At 62.6% G+C, this 22,217-nt stretch carries 15 protein-coding genes and 1 pseudogene; 11 read left to right on the forward strand and 5 right to left on the reverse strand.

The features are described 5' to 3' along the window. Positions 1–12: 12 nt before the first annotated feature. Positions 13–1,371, reverse strand: coding sequence for an O-antigen ligase family protein (locus HB778_RS24220; RefSeq protein ID WP_183457599.1), 1,359 nt, complete (start codon positions 1,369–1,371; stop codon positions 13–15). Positions 1,372–1,864: 493 nt separating this feature from the next. On the opposite strand from HB778_RS24220, the gene cysD reads away from it, so the two are divergent. The 3 genes from cysD to cysQ are packed head-to-tail and all read left to right on the forward strand — an operon-like array spanning position 1,865 to position 5,512. Continuing rightward, positions 1,865–2,770 (forward strand): sulfate adenylyltransferase subunit CysD, encoded by a 906-nt coding sequence (gene cysD / locus HB778_RS24225; protein ID WP_010914955.1) that lies wholly within the window; start codon positions 1,865–1,867, stop codon positions 2,768–2,770. A gap of 2 nt (positions 2,771–2,772) precedes the next feature. Beyond that, a complete protein-coding gene (cysN, locus tag HB778_RS24230) occupies positions 2,773–4,710 on the forward strand; it encodes a sulfate adenylyltransferase subunit CysN (protein WP_183457601.1) in 1,938 nt (645 codons plus the stop codon). Positions 4,711–4,720: 10 nt separating this feature from the next. After that, on the forward strand, positions 4,721–5,512 hold the full coding sequence (cysQ, locus tag HB778_RS24235) for a 3'(2'),5'-bisphosphate nucleotidase CysQ (RefSeq protein ID WP_183465208.1): 792 nt from the start codon (positions 4,721–4,723) through the stop codon (positions 5,510–5,512). Between the two features lie 13 nt (positions 5,513–5,525). Here cysQ and HB778_RS24240 read toward each other — a convergent pair whose 3' ends face one another. The 4 genes and pseudogenes from HB778_RS24240 to HB778_RS24255 all read right to left on the reverse strand — a co-directional run bounded on the left by HB778_RS24240 (position 5,526) and on the right by HB778_RS24255 (position 9,526). Next, on the reverse strand, positions 5,526–6,668 hold the full coding sequence (locus HB778_RS24240; protein WP_183457603.1) for a DegT/DnrJ/EryC1/StrS family aminotransferase: 1,143 nt from the start codon (positions 6,666–6,668) through the stop codon (positions 5,526–5,528). A 263-nt stretch (positions 6,669–6,931) separates the two neighbouring features. Continuing rightward, a pseudogene (locus HB778_RS24245) lies at positions 6,932–7,856 on the reverse strand (carbohydrate kinase family protein). Continuing rightward, positions 7,853–8,299, reverse strand: a complete 447-nt coding sequence (locus HB778_RS24250) for an RbsD/FucU family protein (RefSeq protein ID WP_095198597.1) — start codon at positions 8,297–8,299, stop codon at positions 7,853–7,855. Before HB778_RS24250 ends, HB778_RS24245 begins: the two are co-directional and overlap by 4 nt. Next, the gene (locus tag HB778_RS24255) at positions 8,300–9,526 is read right to left on the reverse strand and encodes an ROK family transcriptional regulator (protein WP_183457605.1); all 1,227 of its coding nucleotides are present in this window, start codon (positions 9,524–9,526) and stop codon (positions 8,300–8,302) included. Positions 9,527–9,793: 267 nt separating this feature from the next. Between HB778_RS24255 and HB778_RS24260 the strand changes: the two genes are divergently transcribed. From HB778_RS24260 to HB778_RS24295, 8 genes are all read left to right on the forward strand, one after another. After that, positions 9,794–10,771 carry a sugar ABC transporter substrate-binding protein gene (locus HB778_RS24260; RefSeq protein WP_394811859.1) on the forward strand — a complete coding sequence of 326 codons (978 nt, stop codon included), beginning with the start codon at positions 9,794–9,796 and terminating at the stop codon, positions 10,769–10,771. A gap of 160 nt (positions 10,772–10,931) precedes the next feature. After that, positions 10,932–11,993, forward strand: coding sequence for an ABC transporter permease (locus HB778_RS24265; protein ID WP_095198595.1), 1,062 nt, complete (start codon positions 10,932–10,934; stop codon positions 11,991–11,993). A 2-nt stretch (positions 11,994–11,995) separates the two neighbouring features. Next, entirely contained in the window at positions 11,996–12,778 is a 783-nt protein-coding gene (locus HB778_RS24270) for an ATP-binding cassette domain-containing protein (protein WP_183457606.1), read from the forward strand. A 131-nt stretch (positions 12,779–12,909) separates the two neighbouring features. Beyond that, positions 12,910–15,378, forward strand: a complete 2,469-nt coding sequence (locus tag HB778_RS24275; RefSeq protein ID WP_183457607.1) for a glycogen/starch/alpha-glucan phosphorylase — start codon at positions 12,910–12,912, stop codon at positions 15,376–15,378. A 105-nt stretch (positions 15,379–15,483) separates the two neighbouring features. Next, a complete protein-coding gene (gene glgB / locus HB778_RS24280) occupies positions 15,484–17,697 on the forward strand; it encodes a 1,4-alpha-glucan branching protein GlgB (RefSeq protein ID WP_183457608.1) in 2,214 nt (737 codons plus the stop codon). Positions 17,698–17,751: 54 nt separating this feature from the next. After that, positions 17,752–19,017 (forward strand): glucose-1-phosphate adenylyltransferase, encoded by a 1,266-nt coding sequence (glgC, locus tag HB778_RS24285; RefSeq protein ID WP_183457609.1) that lies wholly within the window; start codon positions 17,752–17,754, stop codon positions 19,015–19,017. A 70-nt stretch (positions 19,018–19,087) separates the two neighbouring features. Next, positions 19,088–20,533, forward strand: coding sequence for a glycogen synthase GlgA (glgA, locus tag HB778_RS24290; RefSeq protein WP_183457610.1), 1,446 nt, complete (start codon positions 19,088–19,090; stop codon positions 20,531–20,533). Positions 20,534–20,536: 3 nt separating this feature from the next. Further along, positions 20,537–22,165: an alpha-D-glucose phosphate-specific phosphoglucomutase gene (locus HB778_RS24295; protein ID WP_183457611.1), complete on the forward strand. Its 1,629-nt coding sequence runs from the start codon at positions 20,537–20,539 to the stop codon at positions 22,163–22,165. Positions 22,166–22,217 lie beyond the last annotated feature (52 nt).

Raw genomic sequence — 22,217 nt, forward strand, 5'->3', positions numbered from 1 at the left:
TGCCCTGAACGCCTATTGGGTGACGGATGGACGCATCTGCTCTTCCATCGTCGGCGAAAGGATTGGGTCTTCCGTCATTGGCGCCAGCTCTCGTTCGTCCGTCATCGGCGCAAGTGCCTGGTCTTGCGGCAACGGAGCCTGACGTCCGGAGGCGAGATACGTTCCCGACACCAGGAAGACCATAAGCATCGAGTCCAGAATGTCGTGACCGACCAGGATGCCTGTCATTCCGGCCGTGAGATAGGTGATCACCACGATGACAATCATGGTGGCGCCGAACCGCTCGATCGGATCGGCGCTGTTTCGCAGGACCAGTGCGGCATTCCTGGCCGCAACCACAAAGATAGCCGCCAGTGTCACGGCGCCCAGGATTCCCGCCTGCACCAAGGCGGTCAGGAAGCCGTTGTGGAAATGGCTGAAGCCTGCATCCATCCCGAACTGATCGCGGAAGCCCTGTTTTATCAAGGTCTGGGTGGCACCCACTCCATGTCCGAACAAGGGCATCTCGCGAAACGCCTTCAGGCCGATATCCCACACGGCGAATCGCAATCCGATGGGCGTCGTGTAGTCACCATGGGTGGCGAGCGCGTCCAAGTCGGAACGCAGAAAGTCGACACGCCCGGATATCGTCTGGAAACCGACGGCCGCGATCACGGCGCCGACCGCCACCAGCAGCACCAGCAGGCGAACGGCATTCTTTCCTTTCAGCCTCCGTTGGTTGATCAGCAGGACGGCGATGCCGGCGATCAGCAGCGACAGCCAGATAATGCGCGTACCGGAGTAGATGATGGCGATCGTTCCGCCAAGGGCTGCGCAGATGAGGGCGTTCCTGTGTCTCTCGATACCCGACAAGGCACCAGCCACACAGACCATTACGGCAAGGCAAAGCACCTCCGCGAACACGATCGCATTGCCGGCCCCGCCCTTGGCCCTCATCCCCACCCAATATTGCTGGATAACGGCCAGCAGCAGCGCGACGAAACAGGCGGCCAGGCTGCTGAGCACGATGATGCGGACGAGCGTGGTTTTCTGCGTGATGCTCCAGGTCGAATAGGAGATGGGGAAAAGCAGGAAGGTCACGAGCGGAATAAGGCGTGGCGCATCCTGGACGATCGCGTTGTTGACGATGGACGCCACGATATTGGCCGCGCAATACGCATAGATCGCGATCGTCAGCGCCATCATCGCCCTGTCGATGTTGAAGCGCCTCCTCTTCAGGGCAATCAACAGGACGGACCACAGGCCGCCGCCATTGAACACGAAGCTGACCAGCGATCCCAGGACCGGTGGAAAAAAGAAGCAAAGAATGGAGAAGTAGATATTGATCCGCGACGGCGTGATTTGCGGTCTGATGGACGAAAGCCGGTTCAAGTTTCGGGCTCGCTATTCTCGAGTAGCTTTATGCGGCACATCCTGTTCAGCGGAACCGAATGTGCTCGCCTCGAAATTGCCCATGCCTGATGACGCATCTTGCCCGCTTCCGGAGGTTGTATAACGGCTGGGCTGTCTTTTCGATAGTGCGCCGGGGCTTGTTGTCACCGAAAATCGGCGGCCCGGCGCCCGTCGATTGGCAAAGGGCTCCAGGAGTGTTTGTCGTCAGGTCATCCCGAGCAATATTTTTCCTGCCTTTTCCCGGTTGGAGGCCTTGCGAACAGAAATTTCCGGGTTCTGGCGAAAGCGTGGAAAATTCATTCCCGAACTGACCGTTGCCGGGCTGGTCTTGCATTGTTCTGCCGTGCGCCGATCTGCTAGAACGCCCGCACGAAACACTTTGTCCAGAAGCGAAGCTTGAACCGGGCGCAAAAGGCTCGATGATTTGACGCAAGGTCTTTTGGCGCAAGGCACGAGAGAACGCTCACAGTCTATGACCATCGCGCTTACGCATCTGCAGCGGCTTGAAGCCGAGTCCATCCACATTTTCCGCGAGGTCGCGGCCGCCTTCGCCAAGCCGGTCATGCTCTATTCGGTCGGCAAGGATTCATCCGTGCTGATGCATCTGGCAATGAAGGCGTTCTATCCCGCCAAGCCGCCGTTCCCGTTCCTTCACGTCGACACCACCTGGAAATTCCGCGAGATGATCGCTTTTCGCGATCAGATGGCGCAGAAACTCGGCTTCGACCTTTTGGTTCATGTCAACGAAGACGGCGTGCGCGACAATATCAATCCGTTCGATCATGGCTCGAACACCCACACCCATGTGATGAAGACCGTGGCGCTGCGCCAGGCGCTCGACAAATACGGTTTCGATGCCGCCTTCGGCGGTGCCCGCCGTGACGAGGAGAAGTCGCGCGCCAAGGAGCGCATATTCTCGTTCCGTAATGCCCAGCATGTCTGGGACCCGAAGAACCAGCGCCCCGAAATGTGGAAGATATTCAACACCCGCATCGCATCGGGCGAATCGATCCGCGTCTTCCCGCTGTCGAACTGGACCGAGCTCGATATCTGGCAGTACATCCTGCAGGAGAACATCCCGATCGTGCCGCTCTATTTCGCCAAGGAAAGGCCGGTGGTGGAACGCGACGGCATGTTGATCCTCAAGGACGACGACCGCATGAAACTGCGTCCGGGCGAGACGGTCGAGAACCGGCTGGTCCGGTTCCGCACTTTGGGCTGCTATCCGCTCACCGGCGCCATTGAATCGGACGCCGACACGCTCGAAGCCATCGTCGGCGAGATGCTGACCGCGCGCACCTCCGAGCGGCAGGGCCGCCTGATCGACCGCGATGAGGCAGGCTCGATGGAAAAGAAGAAGCGCGAGGGGTATTTCTGACCATGCGTCACATCATGGCAAAGAGCCTCGCCCCCACCGATGGCGTCCGCGACTATCTGGCGGCGCAGGAGAAGAAGTCGCTGCTGCGCTTTCTGACCTGCGGTTCCGTCGATGACGGCAAGTCGACGCTGATCGGGCGTCTGCTGTCCGATACCAAGCAGATTTTCGAGGACCAGCTCGCCGCGCTCGAACGCGATTCGCGCAAGCACGGCACCACTGGCGACGACATTGATTTCGCGCTGCTGGTCGACGGTCTCGAGGCCGAGCGCGAGCAAGGCATCACCATCGACGTCGCCTACCGGTTCTTTGCGACGCCGAAGCGCAAGTTCATCGTCGCCGACACGCCCGGCCACGAGCAGTACACCCGCAACATGGCCACAGGCGCCTCGACCGCCGATCTGGCGATCGTGCTGATCGATGCCCGCCAAGGCGTGCTGCGCCAGACAAGGCGCCATTCGATCATCGCCTCGCTGCTCGGCATCCGTCACATCGTGCTGGCCGTCAACAAGATCGATCTCGTCGATTTCGACCAGGCGGTTTTCGACCGGATCGTCGAAGACTACGGGCAGTTCTCACGCGATCTCGGCTTCCAGACCATCGTGCCGATCCCGATGTCGGCCCGTTACGGTGACAATGTCAGCAGCCGGTCGCAGAACATGCATTGGTATTCCGGCCCGACGCTGATCGAGCACCTCGAGACCGTTTCGGTCGAAGAGGCTGCCGTCGAACAGCCGTTCCGTTTTCCGGTGCAGTACGTCAACCGTCCCAATCTCGACTTCCGCGGTTTTGCCGGCACGATCGCGTCAGGCGCCATCGCGCCAGGCGACGAGGTCGTCGTCGCCAAATCCGGCAAGTCCTCGCATGTCAAACGCATCGTCGCTTATGGCGGCGATCTCAAACAGGCAGTGGCCGGCCAGGCCATCACCCTCGTCCTCGACGACGAGGTCGAGGTCTCCAGAGGCAATATGCTGGTTTCGCCGGCCGCCAGGCCGCAGGTCGCCGATCAGTTCGCCGCCAACATCGTCTGGTTTGACGAGCATGCGCTGCTGCCGGGTCGTTCCTACATCCTGCGCACCGAAACCGACCAGACCAGCGCCACCGTCACCGACCTGAAATACCGCATCAACGTCAACGACTTCGCCCATGAGGCGGCCAAGTCGCTTGAGATGAACGAAGTCGGCATCTGCAACATCTCGACGCGAGCGCCGATCGCCTTCGATCCTTTCGCCGAGAACCGCACCACCGGCGCTTTCATCCTGATTGATCGCATCTCGAACGCCACCGTCGGCGCCGGCATGATCGTGCACTCGCTGCGTCGTGCCGAAAACATCCATTGGCAATCGCTCGATGTCGGCAAGCGCGTGCGCGCCGACATGAAGAACCAGCGGCCCGCCGTGTTCTGGTTCACCGGGCTTTCGGGCTCCGGCAAGTCGACCATCGCCAATCTCTTCGAGAAGAAGCTGTACGCCACCGGGCGGCACACCTATATTCTGGACGGCGACAATGTCCGTCATGGTCTCAACCGTGATCTTGGCTTCACCGATGCCGACCGCGTCGAGAACATCCGCCGGGTCGCCGAAGTGGCCAAGCTGATGGCCGATGCCGGGTTGATCGTCATTGTCTCGTTCATTTCGCCGTTCAGCGCTGAACGGCGCATGGCGCGCGAGTTGATGGCCGACGGCGAGTTCATCGAGGTGTTTGTCGACACGCCTTTCGAGGAGTGCGCCAGGCGTGACCCGAAGGGCCTCTATGCCCGCGCGCTGAATGGCGAGATCAAGAACTTCACCGGTGTCGATTCCCCATACGAGGCGCCGGAAAATCCGGAAATCCATCTGAAGACGCTCGGCAGATCGGCGGAAGAGATGGTAGATGCCCTGGAACACTGGCTGAACGAGCGTGACATTGCCGAAGACCAATATGACAGTGGCGGCGGTATCTGACGACAGGTCGATGCTCGATATCTTCGAGCAGTTGGCCCTGGCGGCCGGACGCGAGGTCATGCGCGTGTTCCACGCCGGTTGCGCGGTCGACCGCAAGTCGGACGCCTCGCCGGTGACGGAGGCGGACCGCGAGAGCGAGAAGATCATTCTCGCCGGGCTGCGCGCTGCATTTCCCGAGATTCCTTGCGTGGCTGAGGAGGAAGCGGCGGCTGGAATCATGCCGACTGATCTGGGCGAGGCCTTCTTCCTCATCGACCCGCTCGACGGCACCAAGGAATTCGTCAATCGCCGCACCGACTTCACCGTCAACATCGCGCTTGTCCGCCATGGCGTGCCGGAACTCGGCGTCGTCTTCGCACCTTGCACTGGACGTTTCTTTTCCGGCCGGCCGGGCAGGGCGGAAGCCCTGGAAATCGATGGCGATTACCAGATCGTCGGCCGCCGGCCGATTTCGGTGAGAACGGCAGCAGCGCCGCTGGCCGTGGTCGCCAGCCGCTCCCACAACACGCCGGAAACCGAAGCCTATATTCGCGACCTCGGTGCCGCCGAGATCGTCTCTGTCGGTTCGTCCTTGAAATTCTGTCTTCTCGCCAGCGCCGAGGCGGATGTCTATCCGCGCTTCGGACGCACCATGGAATGGGACACCGCGGCGGGCGACGCGGTGCTGCGCGCGGCGGGCGGCACGACACGCACGCTGGACGGCAAGCCCTTGGCCTACGGCAAACGCGACCAGGCCCACGACGAGGATTTCGCCAATCCGCATTTTATCGCCAGCGGCAGGGTAGGGGCGAGCCCCGTCTGAGACCGGCTGCCGATTACTCGGCCGCGGCCTGCGCCGAGTTCGAGCCGATGTAGTTGCGGATCGTCTCGATGATCCGGTCCTGGTCGGCTTCGCTGAGATAGGGGTGCATCGGCAGGCACAGGATGCGCTTCGGCAGATCCTCCGAGACGGCAAGGCCGGTCGGCGTGCGTGGGTAGTCGCGATAGGCGACCTGGGCATGCAGCGGCTTGACGTAGTAGATGACGGACGGGATGCCTTTTTCGCTCAGATGCGCCTTCAGGCCATCGCGCTTGGGCGTCTCGATGGCGTACTGCGCCCAGGCCGAACGGCTGCCGTCCAGGTTGCGGGCCGCCGTGACGATATCGCCAAGCCCTTCGGCATAGCGATTTGCCACCACCTGGCGTGCCACCATCTCGTCTTCGAGTATGGCGAGCTTTTCGATGAGGATCGCCGCCTGCAGCGTGTCGAGCCGCGAATTGATGCCGACGCGGACATTGTCATATTGCGTCTCGCCCTTGCCGTGGAAGGCGAAGGATCTGAGCTTGTCGGCCATCTCGTCGTCGTTGGTGAACATCGCGCCGCCATCGCCATAGCAGCCAAGCGGCTTGGCCGGATAGAAGCTGGTCGAGCCGACATGGCCGAAAGCACCGCACATCTTGCCGTCAAGCGACCCGCCCATCGACTGGGCGGCGTCCTCGATCACCAGCAGCCCTTCGCGGTTGGCGATCGCCATGATGGCATCGTAATCGGCGGCAAGGCCGAACAGGTCGACAGGGATGATTGCCTTCGGCTTCAGCCTTCCTTCCTTCTTGATCATGGCGATGGCCGCCTCGAGGCTGGCGATGTCGATGTTATAGGTCACCGGATCGACGTCGACGAAGACGGGCTCGGCCTTGGTCAGCGCCACCACTTCGGCGGTGGCGGCGAAAGTGAAGCTCGGCACGAACACCGCGTCGCCCGGGCCAATGCCGGCGGCAAACAGCGGCAGCAGCAGCGCATCGGTGCCGTTGGCGCAGGCCACGACATGCTTGGTGCCGACATAGGCTGCGAGCTTCTTCTCGAACTCCGCCACCTGGGGCCCGAGGATGTAGCGGCCGTCCTCGACGACATGGTCGATCGCGGCCTTCAGCCGGTCGCGGATACGTTCGCGCTGCGCGCCAAGATCGATGAACTGCATGTCAGCCTCAAAAACGATTTCAATCAGGCGGTTTAGCCAAAATAACGGCCCGCTGGTACCAGAGTTGCGCTTGCCGAGAAAGCCGGGCAGCCGGGGCCACCGATTGCCCGGATATTGCAGTCTGTTACCGCTGATTTCAGGTGAATCCTAGCAAGATGCCGGAAATCCGGGCTTCGTCGGGCACAGTCGCGACCTTATAGTCCCACTGAGCGGCCCCGCGAAACATAAAGTGATCGGCTGGCTCAACTTAAGGTGAGCGTTGCTCAGGCGATTTCATGCCGCCATGGCGGATTGGCGCCTGCGCGCGACACGGTCACTGCCGCTGCCTTGGCACCAAGCGCCAGCGCCTTATGAATGGCTTCTTTCGACAGTCCGGCGATTGCCGCTTTCGTCAGCAGGCCCTGCTCGTGCAAGGAGGCGAGGATGCCGGCGTTGAACGTGTCGCCGGCTCCGACCGTGTCGACCACCTCGACCTTTTCCGGCATCACGGTGACGGCGTGATCCCTGGTGTAACCGACCGCACCTTCGCTGCCATGCGTGACGACGATCAGCTTGGGGCCGCGGTCGAGCCAATTGCGGATGACATCCTCATGCGAGCCGGCTTCGCCAAACCAGTTCAGGTCCTCATCCGACAGCTTCACGATGTCGGCCATCGCCATCATGGCGCGAATGCGCCTGAGGTGCTTTGCCTTGTCCGGGATGAAGTTCGGTCGGATGTTGGGGTCGAGCATCATGACGCGGCTCGCGTGCTCGCGCCGCATGAATTCTTCATAGGCGCTGCCGGCCGGCTCCGAGATCAGGCTGATGGCGCCGAACAGCATGGCCTCGATCTCGTTGCCGAGCGCTGGCAGGTCGTCGATGGTCAACAGGCGTCCGGCGGTGTTCTCGTCGTAGAATGTGTAGGTCGCCTGGCCGTTGGTGAGCCGCACGAAGGCGAGCGTGGTCGGCCTGGGCGAGGTGTGGGCATAGGTGGAGCTGACCTTGCTCGCTCCCAGCGCATCCCTGAACTGGCCACCGAAAAGGTCGGACGACAGGCCGGAAAAGAAACCGGCCGGCGCGCCGAGCCGGCCAAGCGCGATCGCCGTGTTGAACACCGCGCCGCCGACATAGGGGGCGAAAGCCGGCTCACCTTGCGTCGTGGTGCGCGGCAGCATGTCGATCAGGGGCTTCGCCGCAGCAAAGGATCATGGTTTTCTGGTCTCCGGCGGATAGATCACGCCCTTGCGGATGATGATGTTGGCGTAAAGCCTCGGCTCGCTTGTCGCGACGATGGCATGCGCCAATTTGACCCGTGCATAGAAGTCGGCGCCGGCCAGTGCAACCACCTTGCGGCCCGGCGCGCGCTTGGCGCAGATCGCCTCGATCTCGTGATGGACTGGATCGGCAATCGAGGGATTGCCTTTGACTGAAGCGCGAAACAGGGCTTCCGGAACGGCGTCGTCGACCGGCAGCACGCTCAGGATCGCATCGAGCACCGGGATGAGATGATGACCGTCGGCCCGGACCAGGCGCCTTGCCTGCTCCTCTGCCGGATAGTTTCCGTCGACCAGGGCGATCTCATCGCCATGGCCCATGGCGCGCAGTGTCGCCAGAAGGTCCGGACCGAGCAGCGCCGGGATTCCGATCAGCATTCAGGCGCTCCTGGAAATCGTCGTCGAACCAATCAGAAAGCGTTCGGAAAGCGGCAGGCTGGCGCCGCCGAGCGCCCGGGCATGGATGCCGACGGTTCCTTCGCGAACGACGGGGAGTTTCAGGCCTTCGCCGTCGATTGTGGCGATGGCGGCGACAATGGCATCGACCAGTCGGCGGCGCACCGCCTGCGGCATCCAGCCGTCGACCACCGCCGCCTCGAAATCGATGACCGAGGACGCGGCGACGATGGCATAGGCAAGCGCCTGCGAGGCATTGGCGATCCAGTCGTCGAGTTCGGAGCCGATGTCGCCCCAGTCCTCGGGCGAGGTCCACAGGTGCGAGGCCTCGACGCCGCGCGCATTGAGCGCTTTTTCCAGCATGGCGATCGAGGCCACATCGATCAGCTGGGTCGGCTTGCCATCCGGCCCGGGCACCGGCATCGAGCCGAGCGCGCCGGCATTGCCGGTCGGGCCGCCGAACAACCGGCCATTCAGCACGATGCCGCCGCCGGCAAAGGCGCCGATATAGAAATAGACGAAGTCGCGCGCGCCACCCGCTTGGCCGAAGACGAGCTCGGCGCCGCAGGCCGAGGTGGCGTCGTTCTGCAGATAGACCGGAAACTCGCATTGCGCCTGGATGTCGGCCCTGATGTCACGGTGTCGCCATTCGTCCATGACGTCGCGCGGCGCGCCGGCGGTGTCGGCCCAGTTCCACAGTTCGAATGGCATGGCGATGCCGAGCCCGGCGATGCGCTTGTCCTGGGCCGGCGTCAGTTCGCCGCGCATTCTTTTCATGCCATCGGTGACGAATTCCACCGTCTCGCGCGGTGCCGGATAGCGATAGGAGTGCTGCAGCATCGAGCGCACATGCCCAAGAAAATCGATCAGCACCAGTTCGGCGCTGCGGCGGCCGATCTTGAGGCCGATGAAGAAGGCGCCCTCGGGATTGAGCGCCATCGGGATGGAGGGCTGGCCGATCTTGCCGCGCAGCGGCGCCTGGCGGACGAGCAGGCCTTCTTCCTCCAGTTCGCGCATGATGACCGAAACCGTCTGCGCCGAAAGTCCAGTCATGCGGGCGATGTCGGATTTCGCCAGGCTGCCGTGCTGGCGCACCAGCGAGAGCACCAACCGCTCGTTGTGGTCGCGCATGCCGCTCTGGTTGGTGCCGCGGTGAATCAGGCTGTCATTCGCTTCGGGCGAACCGTGCCTCGCAGTGGCGGTCTCCACCCTGTTCCTCCCGTCGTTTCCCCTCAATGCTTTTGGGCCAGAATGAGTGAACGGCGCAAGGCTGTCAATAATAAATAAGAGTGATTTAATTATTGACAGCGCCTGCGGTCTGGTGTCTGTTGAGGCGGCGTCCACGCTGGGAGAAATTCGTAGGATGCGCCGTAGATGCCGGTGGCCGGCATCCGGAATGGTTCCACTGGGAGGAAGATCGTGACCAATACAAAACTGTTGAAATCGACCGTGTTTGCCGCGGCCGCCCTGGGTCTGATGGCGTTTGCGTCGTCCGCTTCCGCGGCCGGTGTCGGCGCTTGCCTGATCACCAAGACCGACACGAACCCCTTCTTCGTCAAGATGAAGGAAGGCGCGACCGCAAAGGCCAAGGAACTCGGCGTCGACCTCAAGACCTACGCCGGCAAGATCGACGGCGACAGCGAGAGCCAGGTGGCGGCCATCGAAAGCTGCATCGCCGACGGCGCCAAGGGCATCCTGATCACCGCATCCGACACCAAGGGCATCGTGCCGACCGTGAAGAAGGCGCGTGACGCCGGCCTGCTGGTGATCGCGCTCGACACGCCGCTCGATCCGATCGACGCGGCCGATGCGACCTTCGCCACCGACAATCTCGAGGCCGGCAAGCTGATCGGCGCCTGGGCTGCCGCCACGCTCGGCGACAAGGCCAAGGACGCCAAGATCGGCTTCCTCGACCTGACGCCTTCGCAGCCGACGGTCGACGTGCTGCGCGACCAGGGCTTCATGATGGGCTACGGCATCGATGTGAAGGATCCCAACAAGATCGGCGACGAGACCGATCCGCGCATCGTCGGTCACGACGTCACCAACGGCAATGAGGAGGGCGGCCGCAAGGCGATGGAGAACCTTCTGCAGAAGGACAACACCATCAACGTCATCCACACCATCAACGAGCCGGCCGCTGTCGGTGCCTACCAGGCGCTCAAGGCCGTCGGTCTGGAAAAGCAGGTGCTGATCGTCTCCGTCGACGGCGGCTGCCCCGGCGTGAAGTCGGTTACCGAAGGTGTCATTGGCGCGACGTCGCAGCAGTACCCGCTGCAGATGGCAGCGCTCGGCATCGAGGCGATCGCCGCCTTCGCCAAGGACGGAACCAAGCCGAAGCCGACCGAAGGCAAGAATTTCTTCGATACCGGCGTCAATTTGGTGACCGACAAGCCGGCCAAGGGCGTGAAGTCCATCGACACCAAGGAAGGCCTCGCCAAGTGCTGGGGCTGATGCTGGTCTGATCGGCAATTACCGAACTCGAGCGGTTGGGGCTTGATCCCCGACCGCTTCGGGTGGACGATGGGTCGCGTGACCGCGAACAATCCCGGCAGCAGACCGGAAAGGCGTGGACGGGCGTTGGCGCTAGGCTGACACCTCACGGGGAGGAAACATGGCTCAAGCTCAGGAATTCGAGAAGGTTCTCTCGGGCAGCGACACCAGCGTTGCAGCGTTCGACGAACACAAATCGGCCGTCAAGCGCATCCAGCACTTCCTGCATTCGACACCGGCGGCAGTGCCGCTGATCGTGCTGGTCCTGTCTATCATCATTTTCGGCATCGCCATCGGCGGACGTTTCTTTTCGTCCTATACGCTGACGCTGATCCTGCAGCAGATTGCCATCGTCGGCATTCTGGGCGCCGCGCAGACATTGGTCATCCTGACCGCCGGCATCGACCTGTCGATTGGCGTGATCATGGTGATTTCAGCCGTGATCATGGGCAATTGCGCGGTCAGCTACGGTATGCCGGCCATTCTCGCCGTGGCGATCGGGCTTGCCGCGGGTGCGGCCTGCGGGCTGCTCAACGGGTTGCTGGTCGCCTATATGAAACTGCCGCCCTTCATCGTGACGCTTGGCACCTGGAACATCGTCATGGCCACGAACTTCATCTATTCGGCCAATGAGACGATCCGCGACACCGACGTCGACACTCAGGCGCCGCTGCTGCATCTGTTCGCCCTGAGCTTCAAGATCGGCACGGCGGTGCTGACGCTCGGCGTCATAGCCACGGTCGTGCTCGTGATGATCCTCTGGTACGTGCTCAATCACACGGCATGGGGCCGCCATGTCTACGCCGTCGGCGATGACCAGGAGGCGGCGAAGCTGTCGGGCATCCAGACCAAGAAGGTGCTGGTGACGGTCTATACACTTGCCGGGCTGATTGCCGCTTTCGCTGCCTGGGTTTCTGTCGGCCGCAACGGCTCGATCTCGCCGTCCGCCGCCGTCACCGATTACAATCTCCAGGCCATCACCGCGACGGTGATCGGCGGTATTTCTCTGTTCGGCGGGCGCGGCTCTATCCTGGGCACGCTGTTCGGCGCGATGATCGTCGGTGTCGTCTCCATGGGTCTCAACATGCTGGGCGCCGATCCGCAATGGAAAGTGCTGCTCACCGGTGTGCTGATCATCGGCGCCGTGGCGATCGACCAATGGATCAGAAAGGTTTCGGCATAGTCATGACCCAGGAACCCATCCTTACCGCGCGTGGCCTGGTCAAGCGCTATGGCCGCGTCACCGCTCTCGACAATGCCGACTTCGACCTTTATCCCGGCGAAATCCTTGCCGTCATTGGTGACAACGGCGCCGGAAAGTCGTCGCTCATCAAGGCGATTTCCGGCGCGGCCGTGCCCGACGAAGGTGAAATCCGGCTTGAAGGCAAAGCCGTTTCCTTCAAATCACCGATGGAGGCCCGCGAAGCCGGTATCGAGACGGTCTACCAGAACCTCGCTTTGTCGCCGGCACTGTCGATCGCCGACAACATGTTCCTCGGCCGCGAGATCCGCAAACCCGGCTTCCTCGGCCAGTGGTTGCGTATGCTCGACCGCCCGGCGATGGAAAAGCGCGCCCGCGACAAACTCACCGAACTTGGCCTGATGACCATCCAGAACATCAGCCAGGCGGTGGAGACGCTCTCGGGCGGCCAGCGCCAAGGCGTGGCGGTGGCGCGCGCCGCTGCCTTCGGCAGCCGCGTGGTGATCATGGACGAACCGACGGCCGCCCTTGGCGTCAAGGAAAGCCGCCGCGTGCTCGAACTGATCCTCGACGTCAAGAAGCGCGGCCTGCCGATCGTGCTGATCTCACACAACATGCCGCATGTCTTCGAGGTGGCCGATCGTATCCACATTCACCGCCTGGGTCGTCGCCTGTGCGTCATCGATCCCAAGCAATATACGATGTCCGATGCCGTCGCCTTCATGACCGGCGCGAAGGCACCTCCGGAGGCTGCACTCGCCGCCTGATTGTCAAATTGCCGCAGGGTAAGCCGGCGCACGCTCATCTAAATCGATTGAATATATGTTGCAATGCAGTAACATGGGCTGGGATGAATGGTGAAAGCCGGTATGATCATTGCAACCGCACGAGAGGCAGCATGACGCGCGCGATGACATCCGAAACTCTTCCTCCACTGCTCGAAAATCCTGATCCGAAGACGCTCGCAAGGGAAGTCTTGGTGGCCCTCAAATACCGGGTCGGCAAGGACACCACCGTCGCGACCCAGTACGACTGGCTGACGGCTTCGATCAAGGTCGTGCGCGACCGCATCGTCGATCGCTGGATGCAGGCAACGAAAGAGGCCTACGACCAGCAGGAAAAGCGCGTCTACTATTTGTCGCTGGAGTTCCTCATCGGCCGCCTGATGCGTGACGCCTTCTCCAATCTTGGCCTGATGGCCAATATGCGCGAGGCGCTGTCGTCGCTCGGCGTCGACCTCGATCTCATCGCTGCGCTCGAACCCGATGCCGCGCTCGGCAATGGCGGCCTTGGCCGGCTCGCTGCCTGCTTCATGGAAAGCATGGCGACCGTCGACATTCCGGCGCATGGCTACGGCATCCGCTACGCCAACGGCATGTTCCGCCAGGAGATTCAGGGAGGCTGGCAGGTCGAACTGCCCGAGACATGGCTCGACCACGGCAACCCCTGGGAATTCGAACGGCGCGAACGCTCCTTCGAAGTCGGATTCGGCGGTTCGGTGGAGTCCATCACCTCGAAGGACGGCCGGCTCGAGCGTCACGTCTGGAAGCCGACCGAACATGTCCTTGCTGTCGCCTACGACACGCCTGTCGTCGGCTGGCGGGGCAACCGCGTCAACACGCTGCGGCTGTGGTCGGGCATGCCGGTCGATCCGATCCTGCTCGACAAGTTCAATGCCGGCGACCACATTGGCGCGCTCGCCGAAAGCAACAAGGCCGACGCACTGTCGCGCGTGCTTTACCCCGCCGATTCCCACATGGCCGGGCAGGAGCTCAGGCTGCGGCAGGAGTACTTCTTCTCCACCGCCTCGCTGCAGGACATCGTGCAGCGCCATCTCAGCCAGTATGGCGACCTGAAGTCGCTGCCCGACAAGGCGGCGATCCACCTCAACGACACCCATCCGGCGATCGCCGTGCCGGAGCTGATGCGGCTCTTGATGGATGTCCACGGCATGGACTTCGATCTCGCCTGGGACATCACCAAGCGCACCTTCGGCTACACCAACCACACGCTTCTTCCGGAGGCGCTGGAAAGCTGGCCGGTGCCGCTGTTCGAGCGGCTTTTGCCGCGCCATATGCAGATCGTCTACGCCATCAACGCGCAGGTGCTTCTGGAGGCGCGCGCCACCGACCAGTTCTCGGACGAGCAGATCAGCCGCATCTCGCTGATCCAGGAGAATGGCGACCGCCGCGTGCGCATGGGCAACCTGGCCTTTGTCGGCTCGCACTCGATCAATGGTGTCTCGGCGCTGCATACCGAGTTGATGAAGGAAACGGTGTTCGCCGACCTGCACAAGCTCTATCCCGATCGCATCAACAACAAGACCAACGGCATCACGCCGCGGCGTTGGCTGATCCAGTGCAATCCTGGGCTGACCTCGCTCGCCCGTGAGGCGATCGGTGACCGCTTTCTCGACGACATCGACGCCATCAAAGGGCTCGAGGGCTTTGCCGATGACAGCGCGTTCCGGGAAAAATTCGCGGGCGTCAAGCGGCAGAACAAGGTGCGGCTGGCCAATCTCGTCGCCGACCGGCTCGGCATCAAGGTCGACCCTTCGGCGTTGTTCGACATCCAGGTCAAGCGCATCCATGAATACAAGCGCCAGCTCCTGAACATCCTTGAGGCGATCGCGCTCTACGACCAGATCCGTTCGCATCCCGAACGCGACTGGATGCCGCGCGTGAAATTCTTCGGCGGCAAGGCGGCGCCCAGCTATCACAATGCCAAGCTGATCATCAAACTCGCCAACGATGTCGCCAAGGTCATCAACCGTGATCCGGCGGTGCGTGGCTTGCTGAAAGTGGTGTTCGTGCCGAACTACAATGTCAGCCTGGCCGAAATCATGATGCCGGCCGCCGACCTGTCCGAGCAGATCTCGACCGCGGGCATGGAAGCGTCGGGCACCGGCAACATGAAGTTCGCGCTGAACGGTGCGCTGACCATCGGCACGCTCGACGGCGCCAATGTCGAGATCAAGGAATGCGTCGGCGACGACAACATCTTCATCTTCGGCCTGACGACGGCCGAAGTCGCCGAGCGGCGCAACAATGGCTACAACCCGCGCGCCGTGATCGAGGGCTCGTCCGAACTGGCGCAGGCCGTGGCCGCTGTTTCGTCCGGCGTCTTCTCGCCCGATGATCCCAATCGCTACCGCGACCTGATCAACGGCCTCTACGACAGCGACTGGTTCATGGTCGCCGCCGATTTCGATGCCTACGCCGCCGCCCAACGCGATGTCGACGCTGTCTGGCGTAACAGCCCCGACTGGTATGCCAGGGCAATCCGCAATGTCGCGCGCGTCGGCTGGTTCTCGTCCGATCGCACGATCCGCCAATACGCGAAAGAAATCTGGAACGTGCCTGCCTGATGTGATTGCATGAGGCCACGAACAATGTGGTCCCGGTGACGTGGGTTGATTGCCAACCCGCATCGCCAGAACAAACACCTGGTGCCCTGGGAGGGACACTGCCTGATGAGGAAGCCGCGCGCGACCGCTGCGACAAGCGGGCCGGACGGACTGGCGCCAGCCAGCGATGTTGCGGCGATTGTTGCCGGCACGCATGGAGATTCGTTTGCGGTCCTCGGTGTCCATGAGGTCGGCAAAAGCCTGTTTGCGCGTTGCTTCGTTCCGCATGCCGAGACCGTCACCGCCTATACGCTGACGGGCCTCGAGGCCGGTCAATTATCGAGGCGAGACGATGCCGGCTTCTTCGAAGGGCAGTTGACGATCAAGAAACGGCAGCCGCTGCGCTACCATGCGCGCAATGCCGGCGGCGACTGGTGGCTGACCGATCCCTATTCGTTCGGCCCGGTGCTCGGGCCTCTAGATGACTACTATATCGCCGAGGGATCGCATCTCAGGCTCTTCGACAAGCTTGGCGCGCATGTCATCGAGCATGAAGGCGCCACCGGCGTGCATTTCGCCGTCTGGGCGCCCAATGCAAAACGCGTCTCGGTGGTCGGCGATTTCAACGACTGGGATGGCCGCCGCCACACGATGCGCGACCGCCGCGACACCGGCATATGGGAGGTATTCATCCCCGACACCGGCGCCGGGCGGCCCTACAAATACGAGATCATCGGCCCCGACGGCGTCAGGCTGCCGCTGAAGGCTGACCCGTTTGCGTTCAAATCCGAACTGCGTCCGGCCACGGCTTCTGTCGTTGCCGTGCCGCCGGCGCATGAATGGGGCGATGAGGCGCACCGCAATTTCTGGCGCAATGCCGATCACCGGCGCGAAGCGATCTCTATCTACGAGGTCCATGCCGGCTCCTGGCAGCTTCGCGACGACGGCACGTTCCTGTCGTGGGACGAACTGGCTGACCGGCTGATCCCCTATGCGGTCGAGACCGGCTTCACCCATATCGAATTCATGCCGATCTCCGAACATCCCTATGACCCGTCATGGGGTTATCAGACAACCGGTCTTTATGCGCCGTCGGCCCGCTTCGGCGATCCGGACGGCTTTGCCCGTTTCGTCGACGGCGCGCACCGCGCCGGCGTCGGCGTCATCCTCGACTGGGTGCCGGCGCATTTCCCGGTCGACGCGCATGGCCTGGCCCATTTCGACGGAACCGCGCTTTATGAGCATGCCGATCCGCGCAAGGGCTTCCATCCCGACTGGAACACCGCGATCTACAATTTCGGCCGCCGCGAGGTGATATCGTTCCTCGTCAACAACGCGCTGTTCTGGGCCGAGAAATATCATGTCGACGGTTTGCGCGTCGATGCGGTCGCCTCGATGCTCTACCTCGACTATTCGCGCAAGGCCGGCGAGTGGATCCCCAATGAGAAGGGCGGCCGCGAAAACCTCGAAGCGGTCTCTTTCCTGCAGAAGATGAACAAGGAGGTCTACGGCCACCATCCCGGCGTCATGACCATCGCCGAGGAATCGACCTCATGGCCGAAGGTCTCGGCTCCGGTGCATGAAGGCGGGCTGGGCTTCGGCTTCAAGTGGAACATGGGCTTCATGCACGACACGCTGGAGTATTTTGCCAAGGAGCCGATTTTCCGCAAGCACCACCACAACGACCTGACCTTCGGCCTGACCTACGCCTTCTCGGAGAATTTCGTGCTGCCGCTCTCGCATGACGAGGTCGTGCACGGCAAAGGCACGCTGCTGGGCAAGATGGCCGGCGACGACTGGCAGAAATTCGCGACCTTGCGGGCCTATTACGGGTTCATGTGGGGCTATCCCGGCAAGAAGCTCTTGTTCATGGGACAGGAGTTCGCGCAGCGCCGCGAATGGAGCGAGGCGCGCGCGCTCGACTGGAACCTGCTCGATTTCCGCCCGCATCGCGGCGTCTGGCAGACGGTGCGCGATCTCAACTATCTCTACCGCTCGCGCCCGGCGCTGCATGGCCGCGACTGCGAACCGGAAGGGTTTTCCTGGCTGATCGTCGACGACAGCCAGAACTCGGTTTTCGCCTGGGTGCGCAACGCGCCGGGCGGCAGCCCGGTGGCGGTCATCTCCAACTTCACGCCGGTGCCGCGCGACAATTACCGCGTGCCGCTGCCCAAGGCGGGCAAGTGGCGCGAGATCATCAACACCGACGCATCCGAATATGGCGGCTCCGGCATGGGCAATGGCGGCATGGTCGAGGCAAGGGCGGAAGGCAAGAGCATTTCGGCAACGATGCTTCTGCCGCCGCTGTCGACAATCATGCTCGAACTCGTTGTCGACTGAGCCCGTCAAGGCCGAGGTAACAGGGCGAGACTTGAGTAACTTGGGAGGGTAGAAATGGCAGACTTGAAACGGACCCAGCCGCTGGCGCGCGATGCCATGGCCTATGTACTGGCCGGCGGCCGTGGCAGCCGCCTCAAGGAACTGACGGACCGTCGCGCCAAGCCGGCGGTCTATTTCGGCGGCAAGACGCGCATCATCGATTTCGCGCTCTCCAACGCGCTCAACTCGGGCATTCGCCGCCTCGGCGTCGCCACCCAGTACAAGGCGCATTCGCTGATCCGCCATTTGCAGCGCGGCTGGAACTTCCTGCGGCCCGAACGAAACGAGAGTTTCGACATCCTGCCGGCCAGCCAGCGTGTCTCGGAAACGCAGTGGTATGAAGGCACGGCCGACGCCGTCTATCAGAACATCGACATCATCGAGGCCTATGGCCCGGAATACATGGTCATCCTCGCCGGCGACCACATCTACAAGATGGACTATGAGCTGATGCTGCGTCAGCATGTCGACGCCGGCGCCGACGTCACGGTCGGCTGCCTCGAAGTGCCGCGCATGGAAGCGACCGGCTTCGGCGTCATGCATGTCGATGCCAAGGACAACATCATAGCCTTCGTCGAAAAGCCCGCCGATCCGCCCGGCATTCCAGGCAATCCGGACTTCGCTTTGGCCTCGATGGGCATCTACGTCTTCAAGACCAAGTTCCTGATGGAGCAGTTGCGCCGCGACGCCGCCGAGCCGGGCTCCAGCCGCGACTTCGGCAAGGACATCATCCCCTATATCGTCCAGCACGGTAAGGCGATCGCGCACCGCTTCACCAAGTCCTGCGTGCGTTCGACCGCCGAGAACGAAGCCTATTGGCGCGATGTCGGCACCGTCGACGCCTATTGGGAAGCCAATATCGACCTGACCGATATCACGCCGGAACTGGACCTCTACGACCGCGACTGGCCGATCTGGACCTATGCCGAGTTGAAGCCGCCGGCAAAATTCGTCCATGACGAGGATGGCCGACGCGGCTCGGCCGTCTCCTCCCTGGTCTCGGGCGATTGTATCGTCTCCGGCGCTTCGCTGAAGAAGAGCCTGATCTTCACCGGCGCGCGCATCAATTCCTATTCGACGCTGGAAGAGGTCGTCATGCTGCCCGACGTTCATGTCGGCCGGAACGCAAAGTTGAAGCGCGTCGTCATCGACCACGGTGTAAGGATACCGGAGGGGCTGGTGGTCGGCCAGGATCCCGCTCTCGACGCCAAGCGCTTCCGCGTTTCGGAGAAAGGCATCTGCCTGATCACGCAGGACATGATCAACAAACTCGGGCTCTAGAGCAATTCCAGGAAAAGTGTGAGAACGGTTTTCCCACGGGAATTGCTCAAAACAGGATCGGGATAGACGCATGCAGGTTCTGTCGGTCACGCCCGAGATTTTCCCGCTGATTAAAACCGGCGGACTTGCCGACGTGACCGGCGCGCTGCCCATCGCGCTTGCTGCCAAGGGCGTGACCATGCGTACGCTCATTCCCGGCTTTCCCGTGGTGATGGACGCCTTCAAGAAAAAGAAGGCCGTTTACCAATATCCGCTGCTGCAGGGCGGCAAGGCTTCGATCCATGCCGTGCAGATCGCCGGGCTCGACCTGTTCGTGCTCGACGCGGCGCATCTCTTCGACCGTCCGGGCGGCCCCTACGGCAATGCTGCGGGCGCCGATTGGCCGGACAATTGGCGGCGTTTCGCAGCACTGAGCCAGGTTGGCGGCGATATCGCCGGCGGCGCCATCTCGGGCTATCAGCCTGACGTCGTCCACGCCCATGACTGGCAGTCGGCGATGACGCTTGCCTATATGCGCTACGGCAAGGCGGTCGGCGTCCCATCGATGATGACCGTCCACAATCTCGCCTTCCAGGGCCAGTTCGGCGCCGGCATTTTCGGCGAGCTTGGCCTGCCGGCGGTTGCGATGGCGCTTGACGGCGTCGAATATTATGGCGGCGTCGGCTTCCTCAAGGCCGGCCTGCAGGCCGCCTGGGCAATCACCACGGTGAGCCCCACCTATGCGCAGGAGATCCGCTCGCCGGAGTTCGGCATGGGCCTCGATGGCTTGATCAACATGCGCTCCAGCGATCTCTATGGCATCGTCAACGGCATCGACACCGCCATCTGGGATCCGGAGACGGACAAGCATCTGGTGTCGGACTATACGGCCGCCACGCTCAAGGCGCGGGCGCCGAACAGGGCCGCCGTGGAGGAACGCTTCGGTCTCGATCGCGACGACAGCCCGATTGTCTGCGTCATCAGCCGGCTGACCTGGCAGAAAGGCATGGATATTTTAGCAACGGTGATCGATGGGGTCGTCGCGACGGGCGCGCGGCTGGCCATACTGGGCTCGGGTGACGCCGGCCTTGAAGGCGCGCTGCTTGCCGCTGCCGCACGCCACCGTGGCCGTATCGGCGTGGTCATCGGCTATGATGAAGGGCTGTCGCACACAATGCAGGGCGGTTGCGACGCCATCATCATCCCGTCACGCTTCGAACCCTGCGGACTGACGCAGCTTTATGGCCTGCGCTACGGCTGCGTGCCGGTTGTCGCCCGCACCGGCGGCCTTGCCGACACCATCATCGACGCCAACGAGGCGGCGATGGCGGCCGGCGTGGCGACCGGGTTCCAGTTCGCTCCCAACAATGGCGGTGCGATGCTGCACGCCATACGCCGCCTTGCCGACGCCTATGCCAATCCGCGCGCCTTCGAGACCATCCAGCGCCAGGGCATGAAGTCCGACGTGTCGTGGGACCGAAGTGCGGAAAAATACATCGAACTCTATCGCTTGCTGCTTTCGAAAAGGGTTGCCTGAAGCATGATACGGACCGTCCCCACCAAACCCTATGCCGACCAGAAGCCCGGCACGTCGGGCCTGCGCAAGAAGGTGCCTGTGTTCCAGCAGGAGCACTATGCCGAGAACTTCATCCAGTCGATCTTCGACGCGCTGGATGGCTTCCAGGGCAAGACCCTGGTGATCGGTGGCGACGGCCGTTTCTACAACCGCGAGGTCATCCAGAAGGCCATCGCCATGGCGGCCGCCAACGGCTTCGGCAAGGTGATGGTCGGGCAGGGCGGCATATTGTCGACGCCGGCCGCCTCGCATGTCATCCGCAAATACAAGACCTTCGGCGGCATCATCCTGTCGGCCAGTCACAATCCCGGCGGCCCGCATGAGGATTTCGGCATCAAGTACAATGCCGGCAATGGCGGCCCGGCGCCGGAAAAGCTGACCGACGCGATCTTCGCCAGGACCAAGGCGATTTCGAGCTTCAAGACATCAGATATCGATCCGATCGACATCGACACGATCGGTACGGTCAAGGCCGCGGGCATGACGGTCGAGATCATCGACCCGGTCGCCGACTATGCCGAGCTGATGGAAAGCCTGTTCGATTTCGACGCGCTGCGCAAACTGTTCAAGTCGGGCTTCCGCATGCGCTTTGACGCCATGCACGCGGTGACCGGTCCCTACGCCAAGGAAATCCTCGAAAACCGGCTCGGTGCGCCCAGCGGCACCTGCCGCAACTTCAAGCCACTGCCGGATTTCGGCGGCCATCACCCGGATCCGAACCTGGTCCACGCCAAGCATCTCTACGATGAGATGATGGGACCGGACGCGCCGGATTTCGGTGCCGCTTCCGACGGTGACGGCGACCGCAATCTGATCATCGGCAAGGGCATTTTCGTCACCCCGTCGGATTCGGTGGCGATGCTCGCCGCCAATGCCCGCCTGGCGCCCGGTTACAAGGACGGGCTGAAGGGCATCGCCCGTTCGATGCCGACCAGCGGTGCGGCCGACCGCGTCGCCGAAAAGCTCGGCATCGGCATCTATGAGACGCCGACCGGCTGGAAGTTCTTCGGCAATCTGCTCGATGCCGGCATGGCGACGATCTGCGGCGAGGAGAGCGCCGGCACCGGCTCCAACCATGTGCGCGAAAAGGACGGCCTGTGGGCGGTGCTGTTGTGGCTCAACATCCTCGCCGCGCGCGGTGAAAGCTGCAAGCAGGTGGTCACCGAGCACTGGGCGGCTTATGGGCGCAACTACTATTCGCGCCACGACTATGAAGAGGTCGAGAGCGACCGCGCCAACGCGCTGGTCGACGAGCTGCGTGCCAAGCTCGGCTCTTTGCCCGGCACCAGCGTACGCGGCCTGAAGATCGCCAAGGCCGACGACTTCGCCTATCACGACCCGGTCGACGGTTCGACCAGCGAGCACCAGGGCATAAGGGTGCTGTTCGAAGGCGGCTCGCGCGTCGTCTTCCGGCTTTCCGGCACCGGCACGTCCGGCGCGACACTGCGCGTCTACATTGAGCGCTACGAGCCGGACAAGGCCAGGCACGATCTCGACACGCAGGCAGCCCTCGCCGACCTCATCGCCGCCGCCGACGACATTGCCGGCATCAAGAGCCACACCGGCCGCAACAAGCCGAGCGTGATTACTTGAGGGTGGCGGTGCGCGTCTTTCCTTCTCCCCTTGTGGGAGAAGGTGGATCGGC

This window comes from Mesorhizobium huakuii (assembly GCF_014189455.1).
GTDB lineage: Bacteria > Pseudomonadota > Alphaproteobacteria > Rhizobiales > Rhizobiaceae > Mesorhizobium > Mesorhizobium huakuii_A.

Coding starts and splice junctions, on each gene's coding strand:
- cysD (WP_010914955.1), top strand. CDS start 1,865: ATGACCATCGCGCTTACGCATCTGCAGCGGCTTGAAGCCGAGTCCATC.
- cysN (WP_183457601.1), top strand. CDS start 2,773: ATGCGTCACATCATGGCAAAGAGCCTCGCCCCCACCGATGGCGTCCGC.
- cysQ (WP_183465208.1), top strand. CDS start 4,721: ATGCTCGATATCTTCGAGCAGTTGGCCCTGGCGGCCGGACGCGAGGTC.
- HB778_RS24240 (WP_183457603.1), bottom strand. CDS start 6,668: ATGCAGTTCATCGATCTTGGCGCGCAGCGCGAACGTATCCGCGACCGG.
- HB778_RS24250 (WP_095198597.1), bottom strand. CDS start 8,299: ATGCTGATCGGAATCCCGGCGCTGCTCGGTCCGGACCTTCTGGCGACA.
- HB778_RS24260 (WP_394811859.1), top strand. CDS start 9,794: ATGGCGTTTGCGTCGTCCGCTTCCGCGGCCGGTGTCGGCGCTTGCCTG.
- HB778_RS24265 (WP_095198595.1), top strand. CDS start 10,932: ATGGCTCAAGCTCAGGAATTCGAGAAGGTTCTCTCGGGCAGCGACACC.
- HB778_RS24270 (WP_183457606.1), top strand. CDS start 11,996: ATGACCCAGGAACCCATCCTTACCGCGCGTGGCCTGGTCAAGCGCTAT.
- HB778_RS24275 (WP_183457607.1), top strand. CDS start 12,910: ATGACGCGCGCGATGACATCCGAAACTCTTCCTCCACTGCTCGAAAAT.
- glgB (WP_183457608.1), top strand. CDS start 15,484: ATGAGGAAGCCGCGCGCGACCGCTGCGACAAGCGGGCCGGACGGACTG.
- glgC (WP_183457609.1), top strand. CDS start 17,752: ATGGCAGACTTGAAACGGACCCAGCCGCTGGCGCGCGATGCCATGGCC.
- glgA (WP_183457610.1), top strand. CDS start 19,088: ATGCAGGTTCTGTCGGTCACGCCCGAGATTTTCCCGCTGATTAAAACC.
- HB778_RS24295 (WP_183457611.1), top strand. CDS start 20,537: ATGATACGGACCGTCCCCACCAAACCCTATGCCGACCAGAAGCCCGGC.